Origin of the sequence: Streptomyces sp. ISL-99 (assembly GCF_018614005.1) — a bacterium.
Classification (GTDB): Bacteria; Actinomycetota; Actinomycetes; order Streptomycetales; family Streptomycetaceae; genus Streptomyces; species Streptomyces flavidovirens.
In genome coordinates, this window is the sequence record NZ_JAGGPC010000007.1 from 115798 (window position 1) to 139849 (window position 24052).

At 70.7% G+C, this 24052-nt stretch carries 21 protein-coding genes; 10 read left to right on the forward strand and 11 right to left on the reverse strand.

The window, feature by feature from the left end; genetic code table 11:
* Positions 1–46: 46 nt before the first annotated feature.
* The 4 genes from J7E91_RS04750 to J7E91_RS04765 all read left to right on the forward strand — a co-directional run bounded on the left by J7E91_RS04750 (position 47) and on the right by J7E91_RS04765 (position 5181).
* A complete protein-coding gene (locus J7E91_RS04750) occupies positions 47–688 on the forward strand; it encodes a TetR/AcrR family transcriptional regulator (protein WP_214899358.1) in 642 nt (213 codons plus the stop codon).
* 138 nt (positions 689–826) lie between these two features.
* Positions 827–1675, forward strand: a complete 849-nt coding sequence (locus J7E91_RS04755; protein WP_214899359.1) for a 3-hydroxyacyl-CoA dehydrogenase family protein — start codon at positions 827–829, stop codon at positions 1673–1675.
* Between the two features lie 148 nt (positions 1676–1823).
* The gene (locus J7E91_RS04760) at positions 1824–2147 is read left to right on the forward strand and encodes an STAS domain-containing protein (RefSeq protein ID WP_214899360.1); all 324 of its coding nucleotides are present in this window, start codon (positions 1824–1826) and stop codon (positions 2145–2147) included.
* A gap of 292 nt (positions 2148–2439) precedes the next feature.
* The gene (locus J7E91_RS04765; protein ID WP_214899361.1) at positions 2440–5181 is read left to right on the forward strand and encodes an ATP-binding protein; all 2742 of its coding nucleotides are present in this window, start codon (positions 2440–2442) and stop codon (positions 5179–5181) included.
* Positions 5182–5273: 92 nt separating this feature from the next.
* On the opposite strand, the gene nucS is transcribed toward J7E91_RS04765, so the two are convergent.
* Positions 5274–5945 (reverse strand): endonuclease NucS, encoded by a 672-nt coding sequence (gene nucS, locus J7E91_RS04770; protein WP_028813196.1) that lies wholly within the window; start codon positions 5943–5945, stop codon positions 5274–5276.
* A 210-nt stretch (positions 5946–6155) separates the two neighbouring features.
* Between nucS and J7E91_RS04775 the strand changes: the two genes are divergently transcribed.
* The gene (locus J7E91_RS04775) at positions 6156–6548 is read left to right on the forward strand and encodes an SCO5389 family protein (protein WP_028813195.1); all 393 of its coding nucleotides are present in this window, start codon (positions 6156–6158) and stop codon (positions 6546–6548) included.
* Positions 6549–6635: 87 nt separating this feature from the next.
* On the opposite strand, the gene J7E91_RS04780 is transcribed toward J7E91_RS04775, so the two are convergent.
* Positions 6636–7682: an LLM class flavin-dependent oxidoreductase gene (locus J7E91_RS04780; RefSeq protein WP_214899362.1), complete on the reverse strand. Its 1047-nt coding sequence runs from the start codon at positions 7680–7682 to the stop codon at positions 6636–6638.
* A 213-nt stretch (positions 7683–7895) separates the two neighbouring features.
* On the opposite strand from J7E91_RS04780, the gene J7E91_RS04785 reads away from it, so the two are divergent.
* Positions 7896–8225 carry an ATP/GTP-binding protein gene (locus J7E91_RS04785; RefSeq protein WP_214899453.1) on the forward strand — a complete coding sequence of 110 codons (330 nt, stop codon included), beginning with the start codon at positions 7896–7898 and terminating at the stop codon, positions 8223–8225.
* Positions 8226–8256: 31 nt separating this feature from the next.
* Here J7E91_RS04785 and J7E91_RS04790 read toward each other — a convergent pair whose 3' ends face one another.
* The 7 genes from J7E91_RS04790 to mce all read right to left on the reverse strand — a co-directional run bounded on the left by J7E91_RS04790 (position 8257) and on the right by mce (position 18331).
* A complete protein-coding gene (locus J7E91_RS04790; RefSeq protein ID WP_214899364.1) occupies positions 8257–9108 on the reverse strand; it encodes an ABC transporter permease subunit in 852 nt (283 codons plus the stop codon).
* A complete protein-coding gene (locus J7E91_RS04795) occupies positions 9105–10343 on the reverse strand; it encodes an ABC transporter ATP-binding protein (protein ID WP_214899366.1) in 1239 nt (412 codons plus the stop codon). The genes J7E91_RS04790 and J7E91_RS04795 overlap by 4 nt, the downstream gene beginning before the upstream one ends.
* Before the next feature lie 145 nt (positions 10344–10488).
* A complete protein-coding gene (locus J7E91_RS04800) occupies positions 10489–11259 on the reverse strand; it encodes an ABC transporter permease subunit (RefSeq protein WP_214899368.1) in 771 nt (256 codons plus the stop codon).
* 3 nt (positions 11260–11262) lie between these two features.
* The gene (locus tag J7E91_RS04805) at positions 11263–12240 is read right to left on the reverse strand and encodes an ABC transporter ATP-binding protein (protein WP_214899370.1); all 978 of its coding nucleotides are present in this window, start codon (positions 12238–12240) and stop codon (positions 11263–11265) included.
* Positions 12241–12332: 92 nt separating this feature from the next.
* Positions 12333–13271 (reverse strand): cellulose-binding protein, encoded by a 939-nt coding sequence (locus J7E91_RS04810; protein WP_138896371.1) that lies wholly within the window; start codon positions 13269–13271, stop codon positions 12333–12335.
* Positions 13272–13393: 122 nt separating this feature from the next.
* Entirely contained in the window at positions 13394–17701 is a 4308-nt protein-coding gene (gene scy, locus J7E91_RS04815; protein ID WP_214899373.1) for a polarized growth protein Scy, read from the reverse strand.
* A 189-nt stretch (positions 17702–17890) separates the two neighbouring features.
* The gene (mce, locus tag J7E91_RS04820; protein ID WP_028813186.1) at positions 17891–18331 is read right to left on the reverse strand and encodes a methylmalonyl-CoA epimerase; all 441 of its coding nucleotides are present in this window, start codon (positions 18329–18331) and stop codon (positions 17891–17893) included.
* Positions 18332–18466: 135 nt separating this feature from the next.
* Here mce and J7E91_RS04825 point away from each other — a divergent pair, with 135 nt between their 5' ends.
* On the forward strand, positions 18467–19669 hold the full coding sequence (locus J7E91_RS04825; RefSeq protein ID WP_214899375.1) for an acetyl-CoA C-acetyltransferase: 1203 nt from the start codon (positions 18467–18469) through the stop codon (positions 19667–19669).
* 77 nt (positions 19670–19746) lie between these two features.
* On the forward strand, positions 19747–20703 hold the full coding sequence (gene meaB / locus J7E91_RS04830; RefSeq protein ID WP_214899377.1) for a methylmalonyl Co-A mutase-associated GTPase MeaB: 957 nt from the start codon (positions 19747–19749) through the stop codon (positions 20701–20703).
* 176 nt (positions 20704–20879) lie between these two features.
* Here the strand turns inward: meaB and J7E91_RS04835 are convergent, their stop codons facing one another.
* Positions 20880–21395, reverse strand: coding sequence for a PepSY domain-containing protein (locus tag J7E91_RS04835; RefSeq protein WP_214899379.1), 516 nt, complete (start codon positions 21393–21395; stop codon positions 20880–20882).
* Positions 21396–21509: 114 nt separating this feature from the next.
* Between J7E91_RS04835 and J7E91_RS04840 the strand changes: the two genes are divergently transcribed.
* Positions 21510–22172, forward strand: a complete 663-nt coding sequence (locus J7E91_RS04840; protein WP_214899381.1) for a response regulator transcription factor — start codon at positions 21510–21512, stop codon at positions 22170–22172.
* A complete protein-coding gene (locus tag J7E91_RS04845) occupies positions 22169–23557 on the forward strand; it encodes a cell wall metabolism sensor histidine kinase WalK (protein WP_214899383.1) in 1389 nt (462 codons plus the stop codon). Before J7E91_RS04840 ends, J7E91_RS04845 begins: the two co-directional genes overlap by 4 nt.
* Here J7E91_RS04845 and J7E91_RS04850 read toward each other — a convergent pair.
* On the reverse strand, positions 23554–24030 hold the full coding sequence (locus J7E91_RS04850) for a MarR family winged helix-turn-helix transcriptional regulator (RefSeq protein WP_214899385.1): 477 nt from the start codon (positions 24028–24030) through the stop codon (positions 23554–23556). The genes J7E91_RS04845 and J7E91_RS04850 overlap by 4 nt on opposite strands.
* Positions 24031–24052 lie beyond the last annotated feature (22 nt).

Below are 24052 nucleotides of genomic sequence, written 5' to 3' on the forward strand. Positions count from 1 at the left end.
ATGACCCCAAGATTGCTCGATGCCCAGCGAAAGCTACGATGGGGGCATGGCCGAGGGACTCAGAGAGCGCAAGAAGCGGCAGACCAGGCAGCACATCTCCGATGTGGCCACGGGTCTCTTCCTGGAGCGCGGATTCGACGCCGTGACGATCGCCGAGATCGCCGAGGCGGCGGACGTCTCCGTCAACACCGTCTACAACTACTTCCCGGCGAAGGAGGACCTCTTCTTCGACCGCAGCAAGGGCATCGTCGACCGGCTGCCGCGCTACGTCCGAGGCCGGGACAAGGGCGAGTCGGCGGCCGGGGCCGTCCTGCGCGAACTGCACCGCGAGATCGAGGAGGTCGCCCCGTCCATCGGCCTGATCGACGGGTATGCCGACTTCATGCGCGTCGTGCTGGAGGCGCAGGCCCTGCGCTCCCGCCTGTGGGCCATCCAGCAGGAGGTCGTCGAACAACTGGAGGCGACCCTGCGCGAGGAGACCGGCGCGGCGGCCGGCGATCCGCTGCCGACCCTGATGGCTGGCCAGCTCGCGTGGCTCCAGTCCACCCTGATGGGCTGGATCGGAGGCGAGATGGTCAAGGGCCGCAAGGCCGTGGAGGTCTCCCGCGAAGCACTCGTCCTCCTCGACGGGATGGAGGAACTGCTGAGCGAAAAGGCGCTCAACTACGCGGTCCGGGCCGCCGAATGAGGCGTACCGGTGTGATGTCCGTCATCTGAGACGTGACGCGCATCTCTTCGCCGCCACTCGGCCCCTCACGAGCGCTAACCTCCGCCGGAGAGCCTGAAGTAAACAGGCGTTGAGGCCAAAGGAATCAAGGGGTGTGTCGTGGCCAGGAAGCTCGCCGTCATCGGAGCCGGACTCATGGGGTCCGGTATCGCGCAGGTCTCGGCGCAGGCGGGCTGGGACGTCGTCCTGCGCGACGTCACCGACGCCGCGCTGACCCGCGGCCGTGACGGCATCAAGGCCTCGTACGACAAGTTCGTGTCCAAGGGGAAGCTGGACGCCGCGGACGCCGAGGCGGCGCTCGGCCGCATCACCACGACCACCGATCTCGACGCGGTCGCCGACGCCGACATCGTCGTCGAAGCCGTCTTCGAGAAGCTCGAGGTCAAGCACGAGATTTTCCGTGCGCTCGACAAGATCGTGCGGGACGACACGGTGCTCGCGTCGAACACCTCCGCCATCCCGATCACCAAGATCGCGGCCGTGACCGAGCGTCCGGAGCGGGTCGTCGGCGCGCACTTCTTCTCACCCGTGCCGATGATGCAGCTCTGCGAGCTCGTACGCGGCTACAAGACCAGCGACGAAACGCTCGCCATCACGCGGGAGTTCGCCGAGTCCGTCGGCAAGACCTGCATCGTCGTCAACCGCGACGTGGCCGGCTTCGTCACCACCCGCCTCATCTCGGCCCTCGTGGTCGAGGCGGCCAAGCTGTACGAGTCGGGCGTCGCCTCGGCCGAGGACATCGACATCGCCTGCAAGCTGGGCTTCGGGCACGCCATGGGCCCGCTCGCCACCGCGGACCTCACCGGTGTCGACATCCTGCTGCACGCGACCAGCAACATCTACACGGAGTCGCAGGACGAGAAGTTCGCGCCGCCGGAGCTGATGCGCCGGATGGTTGATGCCGGTGACATCGGGCGCAAGAGCGGGCAGGGCTTCTACAAGCACTGACGCCGTGTCAGCCCCTGGGGTCACTCCCAGGGGTGAATTCGGTATCGGTTCGCTTACGGACGGCAACTTCCTTGCCCGCACGGTAGTCAGTTGGGTGCAGGGAAAGAAAACAAGACACGGAGAACTGACGCACTCTCGGGGAGCGCATATGCACATCAGGGGCGATCACGTCGAGCTGGTCGTCGGGGGCCGCCTCGACGTCCGCAGCGCGGCGGACGCCCGTACGGTCCTGCACTCGGCCGTCGACGACGGTGTCGGCGATCTGGTGCTGGACCTGACCGAGCTGGATTCCTGGGACGCCACCGGACTGGGCGTGATCATGGGCGCCCACCGGCGGGCCGGGCGAGCGGGCCGCCGGCTCGTGCTGCGCGGCGTACCGGCCCAGATGCAGCGCCTGCTGGTGGCGACCAGGCTGCACCGCATCCTCGCCATCGAGGGCGGCATCGCCGCCGAGTCGCTGCCGCGGGTCTGAGCGGCAGCGGCGGCAACGACGGCGCTACGACGGCGCAGCGACAGCAGAGCCCCGGCGCAGCGCCGGCGCGAACCGGCGCGATCCATACGGTGGACGCACAATTCTCACGAGACTGTGACGTCCCGGGCGGGGTGGCACCCCTCCTGTTCCCGGATACCGTGCGAAGGTCTAGGGTTCGGTCGCCTGCCGATTGACGAACCCGAGTACGGCGGGCACCGGACCAGAAGCGACAGCGGGCGTGTGAAAGGCCGGGAGGGGCATCCGACACGCGACGCATCTGGGGGGTTTGACCATGGACCCGATGAACCGGGGACCGGAAGAGTACGGCCACGACGACGACCGATTCGGCGAGAGCGAAACCGGTGACGGATCGCGGTCACCACGGGACGAGCCGACGCCGGCGCCCGCGCAGAGCAGCCAGGGCAAGCCGAGCAGTCAGAGCAAGGGGAGCGGGCCGACCACGTCGGCACCCGCCCGCACCGTGCAGGTCGTCGTGGGCGACTTCCTGCTCACCGTCAACCCGGTCGACGGCAGCGAGATCGAAGTCTGCCCGCCCGGCGAGCGGCCTTCGCAGCCGGTCAGGCACAGCGCCGACGACCGCGCCGAGCTGGCGCGCGCGGCCAGGCCGCCCATCCCGCCCGGACCCGTGGTGCCCGACCTTCCGCTCCTGGAGCGTCAGGAGGAGCGCGAGAGGCTCGTACGGCTGCTCGCCCGCGGCCGCTCCGTGCGGCTGACGGGGCCGTCGGGATCCGGGCGTACGGCGCTGCTCGACGCCGTCGCCACCGACTGCGCGGACCTGGCACCCGACGGCGTCGTACGGCTCTGCGGAGCCCACCGCACGCCCGAGGAACTGCTCCACGACCTGTTCGCCGCCGTGTACAGCGCGCCGCTGCACCGCCCGGACCGGGCCGGGCTGCTCCGCCTGGTCCACGACATTGGAGCCGTCGTCGTCCTCGACGACCTGGAGTTCGGCGGGGCGGCGCTGGAGGAGCTGCTGGAGGCCACCCCCGAGTGCGCCTTCCTGCTCGCCGCGACGCCCGGCGTCGCCGCTCCCTCGCCCGATTCGCACATCGAGGAGGTGTTCCTCGGCGGCCTCGGCCGCAGCGCCAGCCTGGAGCTCCTGGAGCGCGCCGTGGACCGGCCGCTCACCGAGGACGAGGCGAACTGGGCGGGCGACCTGTGGTTCGAGTCCGAGGGGCTGCCGCTGCGCTTCACGCAGGCGGGTGCGCTGCTGCGGCAGCGCGACCAGCTGCGCGCGGATCCCCACGCCTTCGACGAGCACGGGTACTTCAACGAGCAGCCGTTCGACGCGCCGTTCGACGCGCCCTCCGACGCGGAGGACGGTCACGACGTACCCCTGCCGTCGCTCGCCGAGGGAGCGATGCCGGCGGCGCTGCTCGCGTCCAGGCTGAGCGAGTCCGCCCGCGCCACCCTGCGCTTCGCCATCGCGCTCGGCGGCGAGGTCCCGCACCAGGCGCACCTGCCGGCCCTCGTGGGGGACACCCACGCGGACGCCGCGCTCGGTGAGCTGATGAGCTGTGGGCTGCTCTCGCCGGCCGGGGCGCGCTTCCGGCTGGCGGCGGGGGTGGCCGTACAGCTGGAGGCCGCCGGGTTCGCGGACGACGTGACGGAGCAGGCGCACACCGCCGCGCAGCACTACGCCTGGTGGACGGGGCATCCCTCGGTCGCGCCGGAGCGGGCGGTCGCGGAGGCCGACGCGATTCTCGCGACGATGGGCGCGCTGGTGCCGGGCACGGAGGCGGGGCACGCGAGCGCCGCCGTCCTGCTGGCCCGTACGGCGGCGCCCGCGTTCGCCGCCGGGCTGTGCTGGGGTGCGTGGGAGCGGGCTCTGCGGACGGGTCTTGAGGCCGCGCGGATCGCCGGTGAGGTCGCCGAAGAGGCGTACTTCCACCACGAGTTGGGTGTCCTCGCGCTCTGTACGGGCAATCTGGACCGGGCCAGGGCCGAGCTGGAGGCGTCCGTCGCCATGCGCGGCGCCGTGGCCGACAAGAGCGGCACGGTCGCCGGACGCAGGGCGCTGGCGCTGGTCGCGGACCGCTCCGCTGGTGCGGGTGCGGGTGCGGGTGCGGGTGCGGGTGCCGTTGCGGGTGGGCTTGTGCTCGGCGGTCGTACGCCCGCGGGGGAGGAGGTGCCGGCGGCTCGGTACGAGGAGTCGGCGTCGCCGCCCGGTGGCGTACCGACGGCGGTCGTACCCACGTCGCTGCCGTCCAGGTCCGAACGGGCGGGTGAGGAAAGCACGTTGGTCACCCACCGTTCGGCGGAGGCCGGCGGTGGTGGTGGCCGTGGCCGTCTCGCCGTGTTCAGTGGCGCCCGGCGCAACATGGTCGCGGCGGGCGCGGGCGCGCTCCTGGTCGCCGTACTCGGCACTGTGGTGACGCTCGGCGCGGCCTCGGACGACGACGAGCCGACGAACAGGGTCACGTCCGAGCAGTCCGCCAACGAGGACGACGGACAGGACGGCCTGACGGCCGACGAGCCGACCCAGGGCTCGACCAAGCGCCCGGGCGACCCGGGCCGTCCGACGGGTCCCGGTACGTCGGGACAGCCCCAGCCGGGCGAGAGCGGCGGCAGCGGGGCTGTGGGCGATCCGTCGAAGAGCGGCAAGCCGTCGGACGACCATTCGTCGTCGCCGGGCAGCGAGCCGCCGACCTCGGACGATCCGACGACGAGCGGTCCGACCACGGGTGGTCCGACCACCGGCGGCCCCACCACCGGAGGCCCGACGACGGGTGGTCCGACCACTGGCGGCCCGACCACGGGCGGTCCCACGACCGGCGGCCCGACGACCGGAGGCCCCACCACGACGGGCGGGACGTCCGACGGAAGCACCTCCGACGGCGGTACCTCCGACGGCGGGACCACGGACGGGGGCACGACGGACGGCGGGACCACCGACGGAGGCACGACGGACGGAGGGACCACGGACGGCGGGACCTCCGACGGCGGCACGGCGGACGGTGGAACGACCACCGACGGCAGCGGCAGCCTCAGCAACAACTCCCCGGCGGAGTAGCGGCGGGAGCCGCTGCGCGGGGCTTTCCCCGCCCCGCCCCTAAGTGTCACAGCGGGAAGGGGCGGGGGCTGGGCCGGGGGAAATACCTCGCCTCAGAACAGGCGGAGCTTGTCGTCCTCGATGCCGCGCATCGCGTTGTAGTCCAGGACGACGCAGCCGATCCCGCGGTCCGTCGCCAGTACGCGCGCCTGCGGCTTGATCTCCTGCGCCGCGAAGATGCCCTTCACCGGCGCGAGGTGCGGGTCGCGGTTCAGCAGTTCCAGGTAGCGGGTGAGCTGCTCCACGCCGTCGATGTCACCGCGCCGCTTGAGCTCCACCGCGACCGTCGCCCCGTCCGCGTCACGGCAGAGGATGTCCACCGGGCCGATCGCCGTGGGGTACTCGCGGCGGATCAGGGAGTACCCCTCGCCGAGCGTGTCGATACGGTCGGCGAGCAGCTCCTGGAGGTGCGCTTCCACGCCGTCCTTGATGAGCCCTGGATCGACGCCCAGTTCGTGGGACGAGTCGTGGAGGACTTCCTCCATCGTGATGATCAATTTCTCGCCCGCCTTGTTGATCACCGTCCAGGTACCGGCGTCGTCCCCCGTGCCCTCCTTGAGGGTGCACGGCGGTGACATCCAGTTGAGCGGTTTGTACGCCCGGTCGTCGGCGTGGATCGAGACGCTGCCGTCCGCCTTCACCAGGATCAGACGGGGAGCGGAGGGCAAGTGGGCGGTGAGCCGGCCCGCGTAGTCCACGGAGCAGCGGGCAATGACGAGACGCATGAGGCGCAACGCTACTCGACGACGATCGGTCTACGCGATTCGCCCAGTAAGACCCCGTTCGTTGTTGGCTGGTTGTGTTCCCAATCTCCTGGTGCGGCCAGGATCGCACGCTTAACTTGGATGCAGGAGGTCGTCGTACGTGCACTCTGCGTCGTCGTCCGTCTTCCCTGCCCGTAAGACCCCGGCCCCGGGGTCGCGAGAGGAGAACCCATGTCGCTCGACGTCTCACCGGCACTGTTGGAACAGGCCGAGCGAGGCGATGTCGACGAAGCCGCATTCGTCGACTGCGTCCGGACCTCCCTGCCTTACGCATGGGAGATGATCAGCTCTCTGGTGGCACAGCTGAAGGTCGACGGTGGCGAGTTCGCCGACAACCAGACGCCTCCGCCGGACGAGCAGGCACGTGGTCAGCTGCTGCGCGCACTCGCGAGTGACGCGATTCGCGGTGCGCTGCAGCGGCACTTCGGCGTACGTCTTGCATTCCAGAACTGCCACCGCGTAGCGGTGTTCCCGCTGGACTCCTCGTCGGACGAGCGGCTCAGCCGCTTCACGTCGATCAGGGGGCAGCTGCTCAACCAGTCACCGACACTGCGGGACTGCTGAGGCAGTGCTGTCGTCGCTCCGCATCGCGCGAGGTGCACTGATGCGGAGCGGCGGCGTCCCACCGGTACGGCATGGGCATGATCCTGATCAGGACAGCAGGGGCAGCACTTCCGACCCCAGCAGCCGTACGTTCTCCTCGGTTGCCGCAAGATCGCCCGACCCCTCGACGAGCAGCGCGAAGCGCGTGATCCCGGTCCGTTCCGCGGTGGCCGCCAGCCGGTCGGCGGCCAGCCTGGGCGGGCCCACCGGATGCAGTTCGCACAGCATTTCCGTGTACGCGACCGGGTCCCGCATCGCGCGCCGCCGCCCGTCGACCGTCACATGGGCGTCGAGCCCCTGCTTGAGCCAGCCGGGCATGGCCTTCGTCAGCGTTTCCGTGCCGTCGGCCACGCTGTTCGCGATCTGAGCCACTCCGGCCGAGACGTGGCCCGCCCGCGCGACCGTTTCCGGCTCATGTCCGGCGGCGAGCGCCAGCCTGCGCCACAGCGCGACCATCTCCGCCTTGTCCTCGTCGCCACAGTGCATGCCGAGCAGCATCGGCAGCCCGCGCTCGGCGGCCATCCGCACGCTTTTGGGGGAGGTACATGCGATCACGACCTCGGGGCCGCCCGGTTCTTGGCCATCGGAATCCGCGCGCAGCAGCTCGTCCGGCCTTGGTACGACGGCGACTTCGCGGAAGTCGAACCGTTCGCCCCGCGCTTCGACGCGCGGTTCGCGCAGCCAGCGCAGCAGCAGGTCCAGCGATTCGGGGAACCCGTGCTCGTACGCCGAAAGGCCCTGCCCGAACACCTCCAGGTCCACCCACGGCCCGCCCCGCCCCACGCCGAGCGTGAAGCGCCCGCCGGAGGTGAGGTGCAGCAGTGCGGCCTGCTCGCCCAGGGCGACCGGGTGCACGGTCGGCAGGACGCTGACCGCCGTGCCCACGCGGATGCGCCGGGTGCGCCCGAGCAGCAGCGCGGCGAGTGTCACAGCGGAGGGACACACGCCGTACGGTACGAAGTGGTGCTCCGCGAGCCAGACCGAGTCAAGGCCGGCCTCCTCGGCGACCTCGGCCGACCGCACTGCCCGGTGCAGTGCCTCCCCTTGGCCCTGGCCCGGGAACTGGGCCGCCAGTACAAACGTTCCAACACGCATCGCCTATTGCCTCCTTGCGGCCGACGCGGCATCCCCCTTACTGGCAACAACGTCTGACACGTGCCAAAGGCACGGCCGCGCGCGAAGTTGTTGCGATTTTCCGGTAAGCCGCGCCGGGTGGGTGGCGGTCACGCACGCGATGCGGGACGTGTACCCCTGCTGGATGGCCCTAGGCTTGGGGAAACCAGTGCCGTCCGACCCGTGAGGTTTCAGGTGTCCCCGCGTCGCAACCGTCCCAAGGGCGGCGAGAGTCCGGCCGAGTCCCGAAGTGGCGTGGAAGGAGACAGGTTCGGGCTTCAGAGCACCGAGTCGTGGCAGGGCGAGGAGTGGTCGGTGCGCCACGTCGCCGGGGCGAGCGCGGCCGGCAAGCGCTACCGCTGCCCGGGCTGCGACCAGGAAATCCCGTCCGGGGTCCCGCACCTGGTGGCCTGGCCGGAGTACGGCGGGGTCGACGACCGCAGACACTGGCACAAGGCCTGCTGGAACGCGCGAGACCGCCGCACCACGAAGGTGCAGCGGTCCCGTAACGCACCGCGCTACTGACCGGCGTCACTCACCGGCGCGGCGGGCGCGGTCAGACATCGCGCTTCTCCAGGGCGAGGAAGGCGCCGCCGAGCGCCACGGCCGTCACGCCCAGCAGGATCCACAGCGGGTCCCATCCGGACGGTCCGGAGTCGGTGACGGAGGCGTCGTAGAAGACACCGAGCTGGTTGGGGATCGAGTACTCGAAGAGCGCCTGCTGAAGGTCGGCCAGCGTCTCGGAGAACATGAACATCGCCAGCACCAGCGGCAGCAGCACCACGCCGATCATGACCGTGATCGCGCCCGCCGAGTGACGGATGAGCGAGCCGATGGCGAGCGACAGCAGGCCGAGCGTCGCGATGTAGAGGCTGACGCCGAGCGTCGCGCGCAGCCAGTCCTCGCCGGTGGGCGTGATGCCGTCCAGCATCGCGGTCTGGAGCGCTCCGACGATGGCGGTGGTCACCAGCGTGATGGCGAAGGCCAGCACGAAGAAGACGATCGCCTTGGCCGTCAGCACGCGGGATCGGCTGGGGCACGCTGTGAGGGTCGTACGGATCATTCCCGTGCCGTACTCGGACGCGACGGTCATCACGCCGAGCGTTATCACCGGGATCGCGCCGAGCAGCACGCCGAAGAAGCCGAGGCTCAGGACCGGGGTCTCACCGAGGGCGGCGCCGGACGAGCCGACGGCCACCGCCGAGAGCAGCCCGATGCCGAGCACGAGCACGATCATCACGCCGAGCGTCCACATCGTGGAACGCACCGACCGCATCTTCGTCCACTCGGAGGCGAGCGCGTCCCCGAGCGTCGCCCTGCGCACCGGGATCGGTGAGACGTACGACGCGACGCCCTGCTGCTGGTACTGCTGAGGGGCCTGCTGCTGATACGGGGTCGGGGTCGTCATCGGGCGTCCTCGGGGCTGTCGCTGTCGCTCTTGGTCAGGTCGGGGGCAGGCGCGGGCGCCGGCGCGGAAGCCGGCGCGGGAGGTGCTGCCGGGGCGGCAGGCGCCGCGTACGGGTTCTGGCCGGGCGCGGGCGCCTGGGCGGGCACCGGGTAGCCCGTGGCGGGCGCCGGGCCGCCACCCGGCAGCGGGGCACCGGCGAAGGGCGGCTGCCCGCCCGGCTGGGGCGGCGGCGGGGCGTACCAGCCGTGCTGCTGGCCGACGGGCTGGACGTAACCGCCGGGCTGCTGCTGCGGCTGCTCGAAGCCGGCCAGCTGGTCGGCCGTCGAGCGGTAGTCCACCGCGCCCTGCGTCATCCGCATGTACGCCTCCTCCAGCGACGCCTGGTGCGGCGAGAGTTCCCACAGCCGTACGTCGGCGTCGTGCGCGAGGTCGCTGATGCGCGGCAACGGCAGTCCGGTGACGCGCATCGCCCCGTCCTGCTCGGTCATGACGTGCCCGCCGGCCTCGGTCAGTACGGACGACAGCTTCTCGCGCTGCTGCGGCTCGGTCTGCGGCGTACGCACCCGGGCGAAGTCCGCGGAGTTGGCGGAGATGAAGTCCTTGACGCTCATGTCGGAGAGCAGCTGCCCGCGCCCGATCACGATCAGGTGGTCGGCGGTGACCGCCATCTCGCTCATGAGGTGGCTGGAGACGAAGACCGTACGGCCCTCCGCGGCCAGCGACTTCATGAGGTTGCGGACCCAGAGGATGCCCTCCGGGTCCAGGCCGTTGACCGGCTCGTCGAAGAGCAGCACCTGCGGGTCGCCGAGGAGGGCCGCCGCGATGCCCAGGCGCTGGCCCATGCCGAGCGAGAAGCCCTTGGAGCGCCGCCTGGCGACGTCCTGGAGGCCGACGACCCCGAGCACCTCGTCGACCCGCTGGGCGGGGATGCCGGAGAGCTGCGCCAGTGACAGGAGGTGGCTGCGCGCGCTGCGTCCGCCGTGCACGGCCTTGGCGTCGAGCAGGGCGCCGACCTGCCGGGGGGCGTTGGGAAGCTGTCGGAAGGGGTGGCCGCCTATGGTCACATGGCCCGCCGTGGGCTCGTCGAGCCCGAGGATCATGCGCATCGTCGTGGACTTGCCGGAGCCGTTGGGTCCGAGGAAGCCCGTCACCGTGCCCGGACGGACCTGGAAGGAAAGGTTGTACACGGCTGTCTTGGCGCCGTAGCGCTTCGTCAGGCCGACTGCCTCGATCATGTGTGTGCAGCCCCATCGACAGGTCGGGTCGTCGGGGCTGTGACCTGATGGCCGAACGCGCCCCCGTAAGGGTTAGGAGGATAACCAGCGGCTGACGGTTCCTGCTAAGCCGGTACGCGGGCGAGCTGTCCGGCGTCGGGCCGGCCTACGCGTCCCGCTTTTTCAGCAGGACATATCCGCCCACCAGGGCCGCGGCGACCCACAGGGCCATGATCAGCAGTCCGCCCCACGGGCCGTACGGTGCGTCGTCGCCGGCCGGGGCGACCACCTGCATGATCTTGCTGCCGGCCTGGTCGGGGAAGTACTGGCCGGCCTTCTTGGTCGCGGAGACGTTGCCCAGGATCGGCGTGAGCAGGAAGAAGAACGGCATCAGAACGCCGAGAGCGAGCACCTGACTGCGCAGCATCGAGGCCACGCCCATCGAGAACAGCGCGATCAGGGTCATGTAGAGGCCACCGCCGATCACCGCGCGCAGCACGCCCGGGTCGCCGATGTCCGCCTTCAGGTCGCCGAGCATCGCCTGGCCGAGGAAGAACGAGGCGAAACTCGTCACCATACCCACGGCCAGTGCCAGCGCCGCGGCGACGGTGATCTTGCTGAAGAGGAAGGTGCCGCGCTGCGGGACGGCGGCGAGCGACATGCGGATCATGCCGGTGCTGTATTCGTTCGACACGACGAGCACACCAAAAACGATCATCGCGAGCTGTCCGAGACTCATCCCCGCGAAACTCACAAAGGTCGGGTCGAAGGCGAGCTTGTCCTGCGGGCTCATCTTCTGGAATTCGTTCTTCGAAAGAATACTGATCAGTACACCGAGGCCGATTGTGACGATCACGGCAAGGCCGAGTGTCCAAATGGTGGACTGAACCGATTTGATCTTGGTCCATTCCGACTTCAGTACCTGTGTGGCCGCCATGGCTCAGACCTCTTTCCTCTTCGGCTGCTGCACTCCGGCGCCCCAGCCGGCCCTCGGGGGGTTGGGCCTCTCGCCGTCGGAGTGAGCGTGGTACTCGACGGACTCGGCGGTCAGCCGCATGAAGGCTTCCTCCAGTGAGGCCTGCTGAGGGCTCAGCTCATGGAGTACGAGCTGATGCCTGGCGGCGAGATCACCGAGCTGCTCAGAGGTCACGCCGTCCACTTCCAGCGACCCGTTCGCCGCGCTGACCGCCGTGATCCCGGCCTCGTACATGACATCGCGCAGCCGCTCCTGCTGCGGGGAGCGCAGGCGTACGTAACTGCGCGAGTTCTCCCGGATGAAGGCGGCCATCGACGTGTCGGCGAGCAGCCTGCCCTGGCCGATGACGACCAAATGATCGGCGGTGAGCGCCATTTCGCTCATCAGGTGGGACGAGACGAAGACCGTACGCCCCTGGGAGGCCAGCGTCTTCATCAGGTTGCGGATCCAGTGGATGCCCTCGGGGTCGAGGCCGTTCACCGGCTCGTCGAACATGAGGATCTCGGGGTCGCCAAGGAGAGCGCCCGCGATCCCGAGGCGCTGCCCCATGCCCATCGAGAAGCCCTTCGCGCGCTTCTTCGCGACCGACGTCAGGCCCACCGTCTCCAGGACCTCGGAGACCCGGCTGCGCGGGATGCCGTTGCTCTGGGCCAGGCACAGCAGGTGGTTGTAGGCGCTGCGGCCGCCGTGCATCGCCTTCGCGTCGAGGAGCGCGCCGATGTACTTCAGCGGGTCCCTGAGGTCGGCGTAGTGCTTGCCGTCGATGCGGACGTCACCGGCCGTCGGGTTGTCCAGGCCCAGCACCATCCGCATCGTCGTCGACTTGCCCGCCCCGTTCGGGCCCAGGAAGCCGGTCACGATGCCCGGCCGTACGGTGAAGGTCAGATGGTCGACGGCCACCTTCTCGCCGTAACGCTTCGTCAGCCCCGTCAGCTCAATCATGCCGGCCACGCTAGAGGCGCACAAAGCCCCCCGCCACCGGAATGACGGGGGGCTTTATACGCCTCTAGCGGCCTGATTGCTTCCGCTTCGGACTAGCGGGTCTGCTGGGCCGGGACGCCGCGGGTGATCGGCTCGTCGTCGGCCGGGGCACCGGCGGCGGCGACGGCCGCACCGGTCAGCGTGGCCAGCATCTCGCGGACGTTGGTCAGCTGCGCGTTGATCGAGTCGCGGCGGTTGGTGAGCGCCGCCAGCTCGCGCTCCGATTCGCTGCGGATCCGGTCGGCCTTGGCGTTGGCGTCGGCCACGATGTCCTCGGCCTGGCGCTGCGCGGTCTCCACCGTCTGACGGGCACGGCGCTCCGCGTCCGTACGCAGCTTCTCGGCCTCCAGACGAAGCTGCTCGGCGCGGTGCTCGATCTCGGCCAGACGCTTCTCGGCCTTGGCCTGACGCGAAGCCAGGTCGCGCTCGGACTGCTCGCGGCGCTTGGCCAGGTTCGTCTCGAAGTCCGCGGCGGCCTGGGCGGCCTTGGCGCGGGTCTCCTCGAAGAGGGCGTCCGCCTCCTCACGCTTCTGCTGCGCGTCCTTCTGGGCCTCGCTGCGCAGCGTAGAGGCGTCACCCTTGGCCTTCTCGACGATACGAACGCCCTCGTCCTCGGCCTTCGCCTTGCGCTCGGCGGCGAACGACTCGGCGTCGTTGCGCACCTGCTGCGCCGCGGACTCGGCGAGCTCGCGGTGCTGCTCGGCGGCGCGACGGGCCTCCTCACGCAGGTCCTTCGCCTCCTCCTCGGCGAGGCGGAGGATCTTCTCGACGCGCGCACCGAGACCGGCGTACGACGGCTCCGCGTCGCTCACCTGGGCCTGGGCGTTCTGCGTCTCGAGGTGGAGTTCCTCGATGCGCTTTTCCAGAGCAGTGATTCGGGCCAGAGCACTGTCACGGTCGGCGACGAGTTTGGTAATGCGGTCGTCCACCTGACCGCGGTCGTAACCACGCCGCACGAGCTCGAAGCCGAAGGGGGAGGAAGTGTCGCTCATGGGGTTCCTGGGTTCCTGTCGAATGTGACCGGTGAGGTGTTAGGGGGAATCCTAGGGGCCGAAGCGGCGTGTCATCGAGTCAATGCCCGTTTGATCTGGAGAATGACACCCCTTTTGAGTGGCTAACCGTCGGATGACTTGCCACCCGATCGAGTGGAACCTGCGGCCGCGCCGGCTTTGACGCCGCCCCCGCCGGAGCCGCTGTTCGACGCCGCCTTGCCGCCCCCGGACGGTGCCTCAAAGGACTCCAACGCCTCAAGCACGTCCTGGACACGGGAAATCTCGGCCTGGATGTCCTCCCGGCGGCGTACGAGCACATCGAGTTCCCGCTGGCCCTCCTCGACCATGCGCGCGGCCTCCGCCTTGGCCTCGGCGTGCACTCGCTCGGCCTCCCGTACCAGCTCGGCCTTCTTCCGCTCGGCCTCCTTGAGCAGCCCCTCGGCCTTCTTCACCGCGGCGAGCCGGACCTTGCCCGCCTCCGAATTCGCCTCGGACATCACCGCCTTGGCCTTCTCCTCGGCCTCGGCCTGCTGCTCCGTCGCGGCCTTCACCAGCTTGTCGACACGCTCGCCCGCCGTCCGCATCTGCTCGGACGTCTCCCGGCGGGCCCGCTCGTGCAGTTCCTCGATCTCGGCCTCGGTACGGGCTCGCAGCTCCTCCGCCCGCGCCCTTATGGCGGTCGCGTCCCTGCGCGCCCCGACCAGCAGCTCGTCGGCGTCCGTACGGGCCTTCTCCACCAGGGAGTTGCCCTCGATCGTGGACTCGGCGACCAGCCGCTCGGCCTCCTTGCGAGCCGCGCCGACCATCGTGTCGGCCTGCTCCTCCGCACGCGTCGCGGCGAGCAGCGCCTCCTCCTGGGCCTTCGCCATCAACTGGTCGGCCTGCTCGGCGGCGTCCGAGCGGCGCTTGGACGCCGCCTGACGCGCCTCGTCGAGCAGCCGGTCCGCCTCGGCCCGCGCGTCGCCGCGCATCCGCTCGGCCGCACCGTCGGCGTCCGCCTTGACCTTCTGGGCCTCGGACCTGATGCGCTCCGCCGCCTGCTGGGCGGAGCCCACCATCTCGGCGGCCTCCGCGCGCAGCCGTTCGGCTTCGCCGCTCGCCTCGGCGATGAGCTGGTCGGCCTGCGCTGCCGCGTCGCCGCGCAGCTTGTCGGCCGCCTTGCGCGCCGCGTCGAGGATCCGGTCGGACTCCTCGCCCGCCTCACCGCGCACCCGCTCGGCCTCCGCTCGCAGCTGCTCGGCCTCGCTGCTCGCCTCGGAGACGAGCTTGTCGGCCTGGGACGCGGCGTCGCCGCGACGCTTGTCGGCGGCCTTGCGGGCCGCGTCGAGGATCCGGTCGGACTCCGCGCGCGCCTCGGCGAGCACTCGCTCGGCCTCCGCGCGCAGCCGCTCGGACTCCTGGTTCGCGTCGGTGATGAGCTTGTCGGCCTCGCCGCTCGCCTCGGAAACGAGCTTGTCGGCCTGGGACGCGGCGTCGCCGCGACGCTTGTCGGCGGCCTTGCGCGCCTCGTCGAGAAGCCGCTCGCCCTCCTCGCGCGCCTCGGCACGCAGCCGCTCGGCCACGGCCTCGCCGTCCGCCTTGACCTGCTCGGCCTCGGCCCGCATCCGGGCCGCGTCCTGCCCGGCGGCCGTCAGCGACTGCACGGCCTCGGCCGCCATGCGCTCGGCCTCGCCCGTCGCCTCACCGATCAGCCGGTCCGCCTGCGCCGCCGCCTCGTTACGGATGCGGTTGGCGTCCTCGCGGGCCTCGGCGCGCGAACGGGCCGCGTCCTGCTCGGCCGAAGCCAGCGCGTCGGAAGCCTCCGTGCGAAGCCTCTGCGCGTACTCGGAGGAGTCGGAACGCAGCCGCTCCGCCTCCGTGATCGCGTCCCCGACCGTGCGCTCCGCGAGCGCCTTCGCGGCGTCCGTCTCCTCCTGCGCCTGGCGGCGCAGCAGGTTCGCGTCCTCGGTGGCCCGCTCCCGCTCCTCGTACGCGTCGGCGCGGAGCCGGTCCGCCTCCTCCTGCGCCTCGCTCTTCGTCCGCTCCGCCACGTGCTCGGCGGCCGACCGCAGCCCGGCGATCTCCTCCTCGGCCTGCTCGTGCAGCCCGGCGACGGCGTCCCGTACCTGCTGGGCCGTCTGCTCGGCGGCCGCGACCAGCTCGGTCGCCCGGTAGTCCGCCTCCTGGACCAGGCGCTGCGCCTCGGTCTGCGCCTCCTCGACCCGCTTGCGGGCAGAGGCCAGCAGCTCCTCGCTCTGCTCGCGGGCCTGCGTACGCTCCCGCTCCGCCTCCTCGCGGGCGGCGGCCAGCGTCTCCTCGGCCTCCCGGCGACGCCTCGCGGCCTCCTCCTGGGCGGCGGCCAGCGCCTCGGCGGCCTCGGCGCCGACACGCTCGGCGGCCGACGCGGCCTCCGCGCGCATCCGGTCCGCGCTCTCCTGCGCCTCCGCCTTGAGCCGCTCGGCCTCGGCCGACGCCTCACTGCGCAGCCGTACGGCGACGGCCTCGCCCTCGGCGCGGGACTGCGAGGCATCGGCGGCCGCCTCGGTCCGCAGCCGCTCCGCCTCCGTCTCGGCCTGCGCCTGGAGCGTACGTACCCGCTCAGCCGCTTCGGTCCGCAGCCGCTCGATCTCCTCGCCGGCCTCCCGGCGCAGCCGGTCGGCCTCGGTCCTGGCCTCGCCCAGCGCCTTCTCGGCGGCGGTGACGCGCTGCTCGGCCTCGGTGTGCAGCCGGGTCAGTTCCTCGGCGGCCTCGGCCTGACGGGCGGCGATGCCACGCTCGGCCTCCTCGCGCAGTGCGCGGGCGGCCTCCTCGGCGTCGGCCGTGGTGCTCGCGGCCTGCTCCTCGGCCTCGGCGCGCAGCCGCTCGGCCTCGGCGCGGGTGCGCTCCAGGGTCTCCTCGGCCTGCTTGCGCAGCGTCGTGGCGCGCTCGATCGCCTCGCCGCGCACGCGCTCGCTCTCGGCGGACGCGGACGTACGCAACTCGTCGGCGTCGCCCCGTGCCTTGGTCAGCAGCTCCTCGGCGGTCCTGGCCGCCTCCTCGATCTGCTGGACCGCCTCGCGGCGTGCCTCGCCGCGGATCCGCTCGCCCTCGGCGACCGCCTCGGCCCGCAGCTGCTCGGCCTCGCCGCGCAGCCTGCGCGCCTCCTCCTGCAGCTCGACCGTCTTGGCCCGGTACTCCTTGGTGTCGTCCTTCGCCGCGCCCTTGAGCTGGTCGGCCTGGGCCGCAGCCTCGCTGCGCAGCCGCTCGATCTCCGCCTCGGCCTCGCGGCGGATCCGCTCGGCCTCCTCGGACGCCTTGCGGGTGGTCTCCTTGGCGTCTTCCGACGCCTTCGTGAGGACCTCCTCAGCGGTACGGGCCGCCTTGGCGAGCTGGGCCGCGGAATCCTCGGCAGCGGCCGTACGGGCCTTCTCGGCGGCCTCGGCCACCAGCCGCTCCGCCTCGGCGCGGGCATCGGCGCGGGCCTGCTCGGCCTCCGCCTTGACCGCCTCGGCGTCCTTCGTGGCCTCGGCGACCAGCCGGGCGATCTCGGACTTGGCCGTACGGGTGCGCTGCTCGTTCACGGACTCGGCCGACGTCAGCTGCTTGGCCGCCGCGTCCTTCGCCTCGGTGAGGACCTTCTCGGCCTCGGCGCGCGCCTCGCGCAGCGCCGCCTCGGCCTCCTGCATCCGCTGCTCGGCGGCGCGGCTCATCTCGGCGGCCTGCCGGCGCGCCTGGTCGGACTCGGCGGTCGTCGACGTACGCAGCCGCTCGGCGTGGGTCGTCGCCTCCTGCGCCTGGTTCGAGGCGGCGTTCAGCAGGCGCTCGGCGTCCTTGCGGGCGCGCAGCAAAATCACTTCGGCCTCGGCGCGGGCGTTCTCCGCCTCGGAGCCGAGCCGCTGACGGGTCTCCCGGGCGACGCGCTCGGCCTCCGCGCGGGCGGCGGCCAGTGCCTGTTCGGCCTCGGCGCGGGACTCCTCCAGGAGCCGGCGGGCCTGCGCCTCGGTACGGGCGCGGAGCTGCTCGGCCCACGCCACGTTCTCGTTGACGTGCGCCTCGACGGTCTGCCGGCGCTCCGAGAGCTCCTGGTCGAGCCGCTGACGGCGGGTGACCGCCTCCGTGTGCAACTCGGCCTGGAGCCTTGCCTGGTGCTCGGCGTGCTCCTGGAGGATCCGCTGCGTCTGCGCCCGGGCGTCGCGCAGTTCACGCTCGGCGTCGGTGCGCAGCTGCTCGGCCTGGATCTGGGCGTTACGGAGCAGCTGCTCGGCCTGGTAACCGATGTCCGCCGCGTCGTAGGCGGGACGGGACGCCAGATTGCGGCGCGCCTCATGGAGCTTCGCGCGCAACACCTCGACCTGGTAGCCGAGGTCCTCGGCGTGCTGAACCGCCTTCTCCCGCTCGGTCTTCAGCCGCTCCATCTCGGCTTCGAACCGCGAGAGATGGTCGTCAGGCTCGTGCCGTTCGTAGCCCCGCACTGCGCGGTCCCATCCGTCCCCTGGTCGCAACTCTTCCGAACTCTCAGAACAAGCACCGCCCCGACATCGGACGGCCCCCGGGGGGAATGGTCTCAGATCAACAGTGAGGCATGAGTCACAGGCCCCGGTCCGGCCCCGGACCGGAACCGCCCACTCTACCGGCGTGGGATCAGCGGGACAGTGCTCCGGTCAGTGCTCCGTGGTGGAGGCGGGGGCCGAAGTGACCAGTTCTGTCAGTACTCCGTGGCAGTCCTTGGGGTGCAGGAAGGTGATGCGGGAGCCCATGGAACCGATGCGCGGCTCGTCGTAGAGCACCCGTACGCCCTTGCCGCGGATCGCCTCCGCGTCGGCGTCCACGTCCGGGGTGCCGAAGGCGATGTGGTGGACCCCCTCACCGTTCTTGGCCAGCCACTTTCCCACCGCGGAGTCCTCGCGGGTGGGCTCCAGGAGCTGGAGGTAGGTGGCGCCGCCGTCGGATGTCTCGTTGATCTTGAGCATGGCTTCACGTACGCCCTGCTCCTCATTGACCTCCGAGTGGTACACCTGGAAGCCATAGGTCGAGCGGTAGAACTCGATGGTCTTGTCGAGGTCGAAACAGGCGATTCCGATGTGGTCGATTCGCGTCAGCATGGGTCCAGTGCAGCGCGGTTGGAGTGGTTACGCAACGTGCGCGCGATCACACTCGCTGCCCGGTGACCGGGCCCGTACCGCTCAGTACATTGAGGTAAACCGTCGTTCACTCCTCATCCCAAGGGGCCGTGCCTCATGTCTGGAACGAATCGCACAACGTCCGTCATCGTCGCTGGTGCCCGTACGCCCATGGGCCGGCTGCTCGGCTCGCTGAAGTCCTTCTCCGGTGCGGACCTCGGCGGGTTCGCCATCAAGGCGGCCCTGGAGCGGGCCGGGATCGGCGGAGACCAGGTCCAGTACGTGATCATGGGGCAGGTGCTCCAGGCCGGGGCGGGGCAGATTCCTGCCCGGCAGGCCGCTGTGAAGGCGGGCATTCCGATGGCCGTGCCCGCTCTGACCATCAACAAGGTCTGTCTGTCGGGGCTCGACGCGATCGCGCTGGCGGACCAGCTGATCCGTGCCGGTGAGTTCGACGTGGTGGTGGCCGGTGGCCAGGAGTCCATGACCAACGCGCCGCACGTCCTGCCGAAGTCCCGTGACGGCTTCAAGTACGGCGCCATCGAGATGCTCGACTCGATGGCCCACGACGGGCTGACCGACTCCTTCGAGGGCATCGCGATGGGGGAGTCGACCGAGAAGCACAACACCCGGCTCGGGATCGCCCGCGGCCCGCAGGACGAATTCGCCGCGCAGTCGCACCAGCGGGCCGCCGCCGCGCAGAAGAACGGGCTCTTCGAGGCGGAGATCACTCCCGTCGAGATCCCGCAGCGCAAGGGCGAGCCGGTGCTCTTCTCGAAGGACGAGGGCATTCGGCCCGAGACGACCGCGGAATCGCTGGGCAAGCTGCGGCCGGCGTTCACGAAGGACGGCACGATCACGGCTGGTACCGCCTCGCAGATTTCGGACGGTGCGGCGGCCGTGGTGGTCATGAGCAAGGCCAAGGCGGAGGAGCTCGGGCTGGAGTGGATCGCCGAGATCGGGGCCCACGGGAACGTGGCCGGGCCGGACAACTCGCTTCAGTCCCAGCCCTCGAACGCGATCACGCATGCGCTGGGGAAGGAGGGGCTGGGCGTTGAGGATCTTGATCTGATTGAGATCAATGAGGCCTTTGCGGCGGTTGCCGTGCAGTCAATGAAGGACCTCGGAGTGTCCCCGGAAAAGGTGAACGTCAACGGTGGTGCGATTGCCCTGGGGCACCCCATCGGGATGTCCGGGGCGCGGGTTGTGCTGCACCTGGCGCTTGAGCTGAAGCGGCGTGGTGGGGGCGTCGGTGCTGCTGCGCTGTGTGGTGGTGGCGGTCAGGGTGACGCGCTGATCATCAAGGTCGCGGGCAAGTAATCGCGGCACGTAATCACGGGCACGTGATCGCGGGCACGTAACCCTTCCGTAGTGCTTGATCGAGGAGCGGAGTTGTGATGCAGGACGTCCCCGGGCTGGTGGCTCAGGCGCGAGAGGGCCGGCCGCGTGCCGTTGCCCGGCTGATCTCGCTGGTCGAGGGGGCGTCCCCGCAACTGCGTGAGGTGATGGCGGCGCTGGCTCCGCTCGCCGGCAACGCGTACGTCGTGGGGCTCACGGGGTCACCGGGAGTGGGCAAGTCGACCTCTACGTCCGCGCTGGTGTCGGCGTACCGGCGGGCCGGGAAGCGGGTCGGGGTGCTGGCGGTGGATCCGTCCTCGCCGTTCAGTGGCGGCGCGCTGCTGGGGGACCGGGTGCGGATGTCCGAGCACGCGTCGGATCCGGGCGTCTATATCCGGTCGATGGCCACGCGCGGGCATCTGGGCGGGCTGGCCTGGGCCGCGCCGCAGGCCATTCGGGTGCTTGATGCGGCGGGCTGTGACGTGGTTCTCGTCGAGACCGTGGGCGTCGGACAGTCCGAGGTCGAGATCGCCTCGCAGGCCGATACGTCGGTGGTGCTGCTGGCGCCGGGGATGGGGGACGGGATCCAGGCCGCGAAGGCGGGGATCCTGGAGATCGGTGACGTGTACGTCGTCAACAAGGCCGACCGGGACGGGGCCGACGCCACTGCTCGGGAGCTCAATCACATGCTGGGGCTCGGGGAGTCCCGCGGGGCCGGGGACTGGCGGCCGCCGATCGTGAAGACGGTGGCGGCGCGGGGCGAGGGCATCGACGAGGTCGTCGAGGCGCTGGAGAAGCACCGGGCCTGGATGGAGGAGCGCGGGGTGCTCGGGGAGCGCCGGGCGAAGCGGGCGGCGCACGAGGTGGAGACGATCGCGGTCACCGCGCTGCGGGAGCGGATCGGCGACCTGCGGGGCGACCGGCGGCTGGGGGCGCTGGCCGAGCGGATCGTGGCGGGGGAGCTGGATCCTTATGCGGCGGCGGATGAGCTGGTGGCGGGTCTTACCGAGGGGTAGTCCGTGTGCCGGGGGCGGGCCGCTCCGGGGGCGGCGTTCGGGACTGCATGATTTAGGTGCGGAGCAGAGCTTTTTGTACGAAGCCCGCGTCCTGCCCACAAAACACGCTTTACGTCCCGAACACCGCCCCCTGCGCGTCCCGCCCCCTCACGCCGGTGGGCAGCCTGCGGGCTGACTCAGTCGGAGTCGTTGTCGTCGTCCGCGTCAGGCTGGTCCGCCGTCACCTTTGCCGTGGTGGCGTTGACGGTCAGCTCGTGCTCCTTGCCGTCCTTGGCCTGGATTTCCGCCTCCCACGTGCCGTCGTCGTCCAGGTCGATGGACGTCAGAGTGCCGGGCTGCGCCTTCAGGGCCGCCTTCGCGGCCTCGGTCATGGTGACCTTCGTGTCCTTCGGGGCGCGGTCGTCTTCGTCGTCCTCCGTGTGGGTGCCCTGGACCTTCGCGGTCTTGGCGTCCACGTCCACGTCGTGCCACTTGGCGTCCTTGCCGTAGACGTCGATCTCCCACGTGGGCCGGTCGTCGTCGAGTTCGGCTCCGGTGACCTTGCCCGGTGTGGACTTGACGGCCGCTGCCGTCGCCTCGTCGAGGGTCACCGCGCTCGTGGTCGGTGCGTCGGATGTCGCGAACGCTGTCGCGGTGCCTCCGCCGATGAGCAGGGCCGTGACGGCGGTGGCGATGACGAGCTTGCGCTTCATGAGGTTTCCTCCCGAGCGGTTGGTTGCTACGGGGATCAATCTGGCTGAGGGATGCTGAAGGCGACCTGAAGCCTGCTGAAGGCTTCTTCAGGTTCGGTTTGCGAACCTTGGCGCATGCGCTTGTTGATCGTGGAGGACGAGAGGCGGCTCGCGGTGGCCCTGGCCAAGGGGCTCACTGCCGAGGGCTTCGCCGTGGACGTGGTGCACGACGGGCTCGAAGGGCTGCACCGGGCCGGGGAGGGCTCGTACGATCTCGTCCTTCTCGACATCATGCTGCCCGGTATGAACGGCTATCGGGTGTGTGCGGCATTGCGGGCAGCGGGAAATGATGTGCCGATTCTGATGCTGACCGCCAAGGACGGGGAGTACGACGAGGCGGAGGGGCTCGATACGGGCGCTGACGACTACCTGACGAAGCCGTTCTCGTACGTGGTGCTGGTCGCGCGGGTCAAGGCCCTGTTGCGGCGGCGGGCGAGTGCGGGCGCCTCGCCGGTCCTGGTGGTGGGGGATCTGCGGGTGGATACCGCCAGTCGGCGGGTGTACGCGGGTGAGGACGAAGTCGTGCTCACGGCCAAGGAGTTCGCCGTGCTGGAGCAGTTCGCGGTGCGGGCCGGTGAGGTGGTCAGCAAGGCGCAGATTCTGGAGCATGTGTGGGACTTCGCGTACGACGGTGATCCGAACATCGTCGAGGTGTACGTGAGCGCCCTGCGGCGGAAGCTCGGCGCCCGGCGGATCCAGACGGTGCGCGGCGCCGGGTACCGGCTGGTGGCGGGATGAGGCGGCTTTTCGGGTCCGTACGGGCCAGAGCGGCTCTCGGGGCCACGGCGGTCGTGGCGGTGGCGCTGGTGGCGGCCGGGCTGGCCGTGCTGCTCGTGCTGCGGGCCAATCTGATCGACCAGGCCGACCTCCAGGCCGAGGTGGCCGCCCAGAATGTGGCCTCGCAGATGGCCGTGGACCGTTCGTACGCCGATGTGGACTGGCCCGAAGGCCGTCCCGTGCAGGTGGTGAACGAGGACGGGCGGGTCGTCGCCGTGAGTGAGGATCTGGAGGCCATCGAGGGGGCGGGGAGCCCCGAGGTCAGGGTGAGAGGCGGGGGCGCGGGCGAGGACGACGACCCCGGGGGCGGAGAGGTTTCCACTGACGAGCCCCGGCTGTCGTCCGGGAGCGCCACGGTGGACGGTGAGCGGGCCGATTATCGGTTCGCCGCCGTCGAGGTGCGGACGGCTCGCGGGGAGGACGTCACGGTCTACGCCGGGGCGCCGCTGGCCGCCGAGCAGAGCGCCGTCGGGACGGTGCGGGAGTCCATGCTCATCGGGCTGCCCGCGCTGCTCGTGGTGGTGGCCGGGGTGACGTGGCTGGTGACGCGGCGGGCCCTGCGGCCCGTGGAGGGGATCAGGCGCGAGATGGCCGCGATCACCGCTTCCGAGGATCTGTCGCGGCGGGTGCCGGAGCCCGACGCGCGCGACGAGGTGGCGCGGCTGGCCGTGACCACCAATGAGACTCTCGCGGCACTTGAGGCGTCGGTGGAGCGGCAGCGGCGGTTCGTCGCCGATGCCTCGCACGAGTTGCGGAGCCCGATCGCCTCGCTGCGGACGCAGTTGGAAGTGGGCGCCGCGCATCCGGAGTTGCTGGATGTGGAGGGCGCGGTGCGGGACACCGTACGGCTTCAGGGGCTGGCCGCCGATCTGCTGCTGCTCGCCCGGCTGGACGCGGGGGAGCGGCCCGGCCAGGGGCGTGTCGATCTGGGTGCGCTGGTGCGCGAGGAGGTCTCGCAGCGGGCGGACCGGCTGCCGGTGACGGTCGTGGGCTCGGGTGCGTTCGAGGTGGCCGGGTCGCGGGGGCAGTTGGCGCGGGTCCTCGGCAACTTGCTGGACAACGCCCAGCGGCATGCGCGGAGTTCGGTCGAAGTCTCCGTGCGCAGTGAGCGTGGCGCGGTGGTGCTCGGGGTCGCCGACGACGGTGCGGGGGTGCCTGTGGAGGAGCGTGAGCGGATCTTCGAGCGGTTCGTACGGCTGGACGACGCGCGCACCCGCGACGACGGTGGCGCGGGGCTGGGGCTGGCGATCGCACGTGATGTCGCCACGCGGCACGGCGGCTCACTGTCCGTGGGTGAAGGAGAGCGCGGCGGTGCTCTCTTCACGGTGCGGCTGCCGGCTGTCTAGATCTTTCCGCGTCGGCCGCGCAACTGCTCGACCACCGGGGTGAGGGCGGCCTTCATGTCGGCGAGTGCCTCGGGGGAGAGCATGCCGATGAAGTGCCGGCGTACGGACTCCACGTGGTGTGGAGCGACCTGTTTCATCGTTTCGCTGCCGTGATCGGTGAGTACGGCGTACAGGCCGCGGCGGTCGGACTCGCAGTTCACCCGGCGGACCAGTCCCGCGTTCTCCATGCGGGTGATCTGGTGGGAGAGGCGGCTCTTGGACTGGAGGGTCGCTGCCGCGAGGTCACTCATCCGCAGCCGGCGCTCTTGCGACTCGGAGAGGTTGACGAGGATCTCGTAGTCGTTGATCGTCAGCCCGAAGGGCTGCAGGTCCTTTTCGAGCTGATAGGTCAGCAGCCTGTTGGCGTCCAGGTAGGTCCGCCAGGCGCACTGTTCGGCATCGGTCAGCCAGGGGGTGGCCGTCTTGGTCTCCATGTATGGATTCTACCTAAGAAGT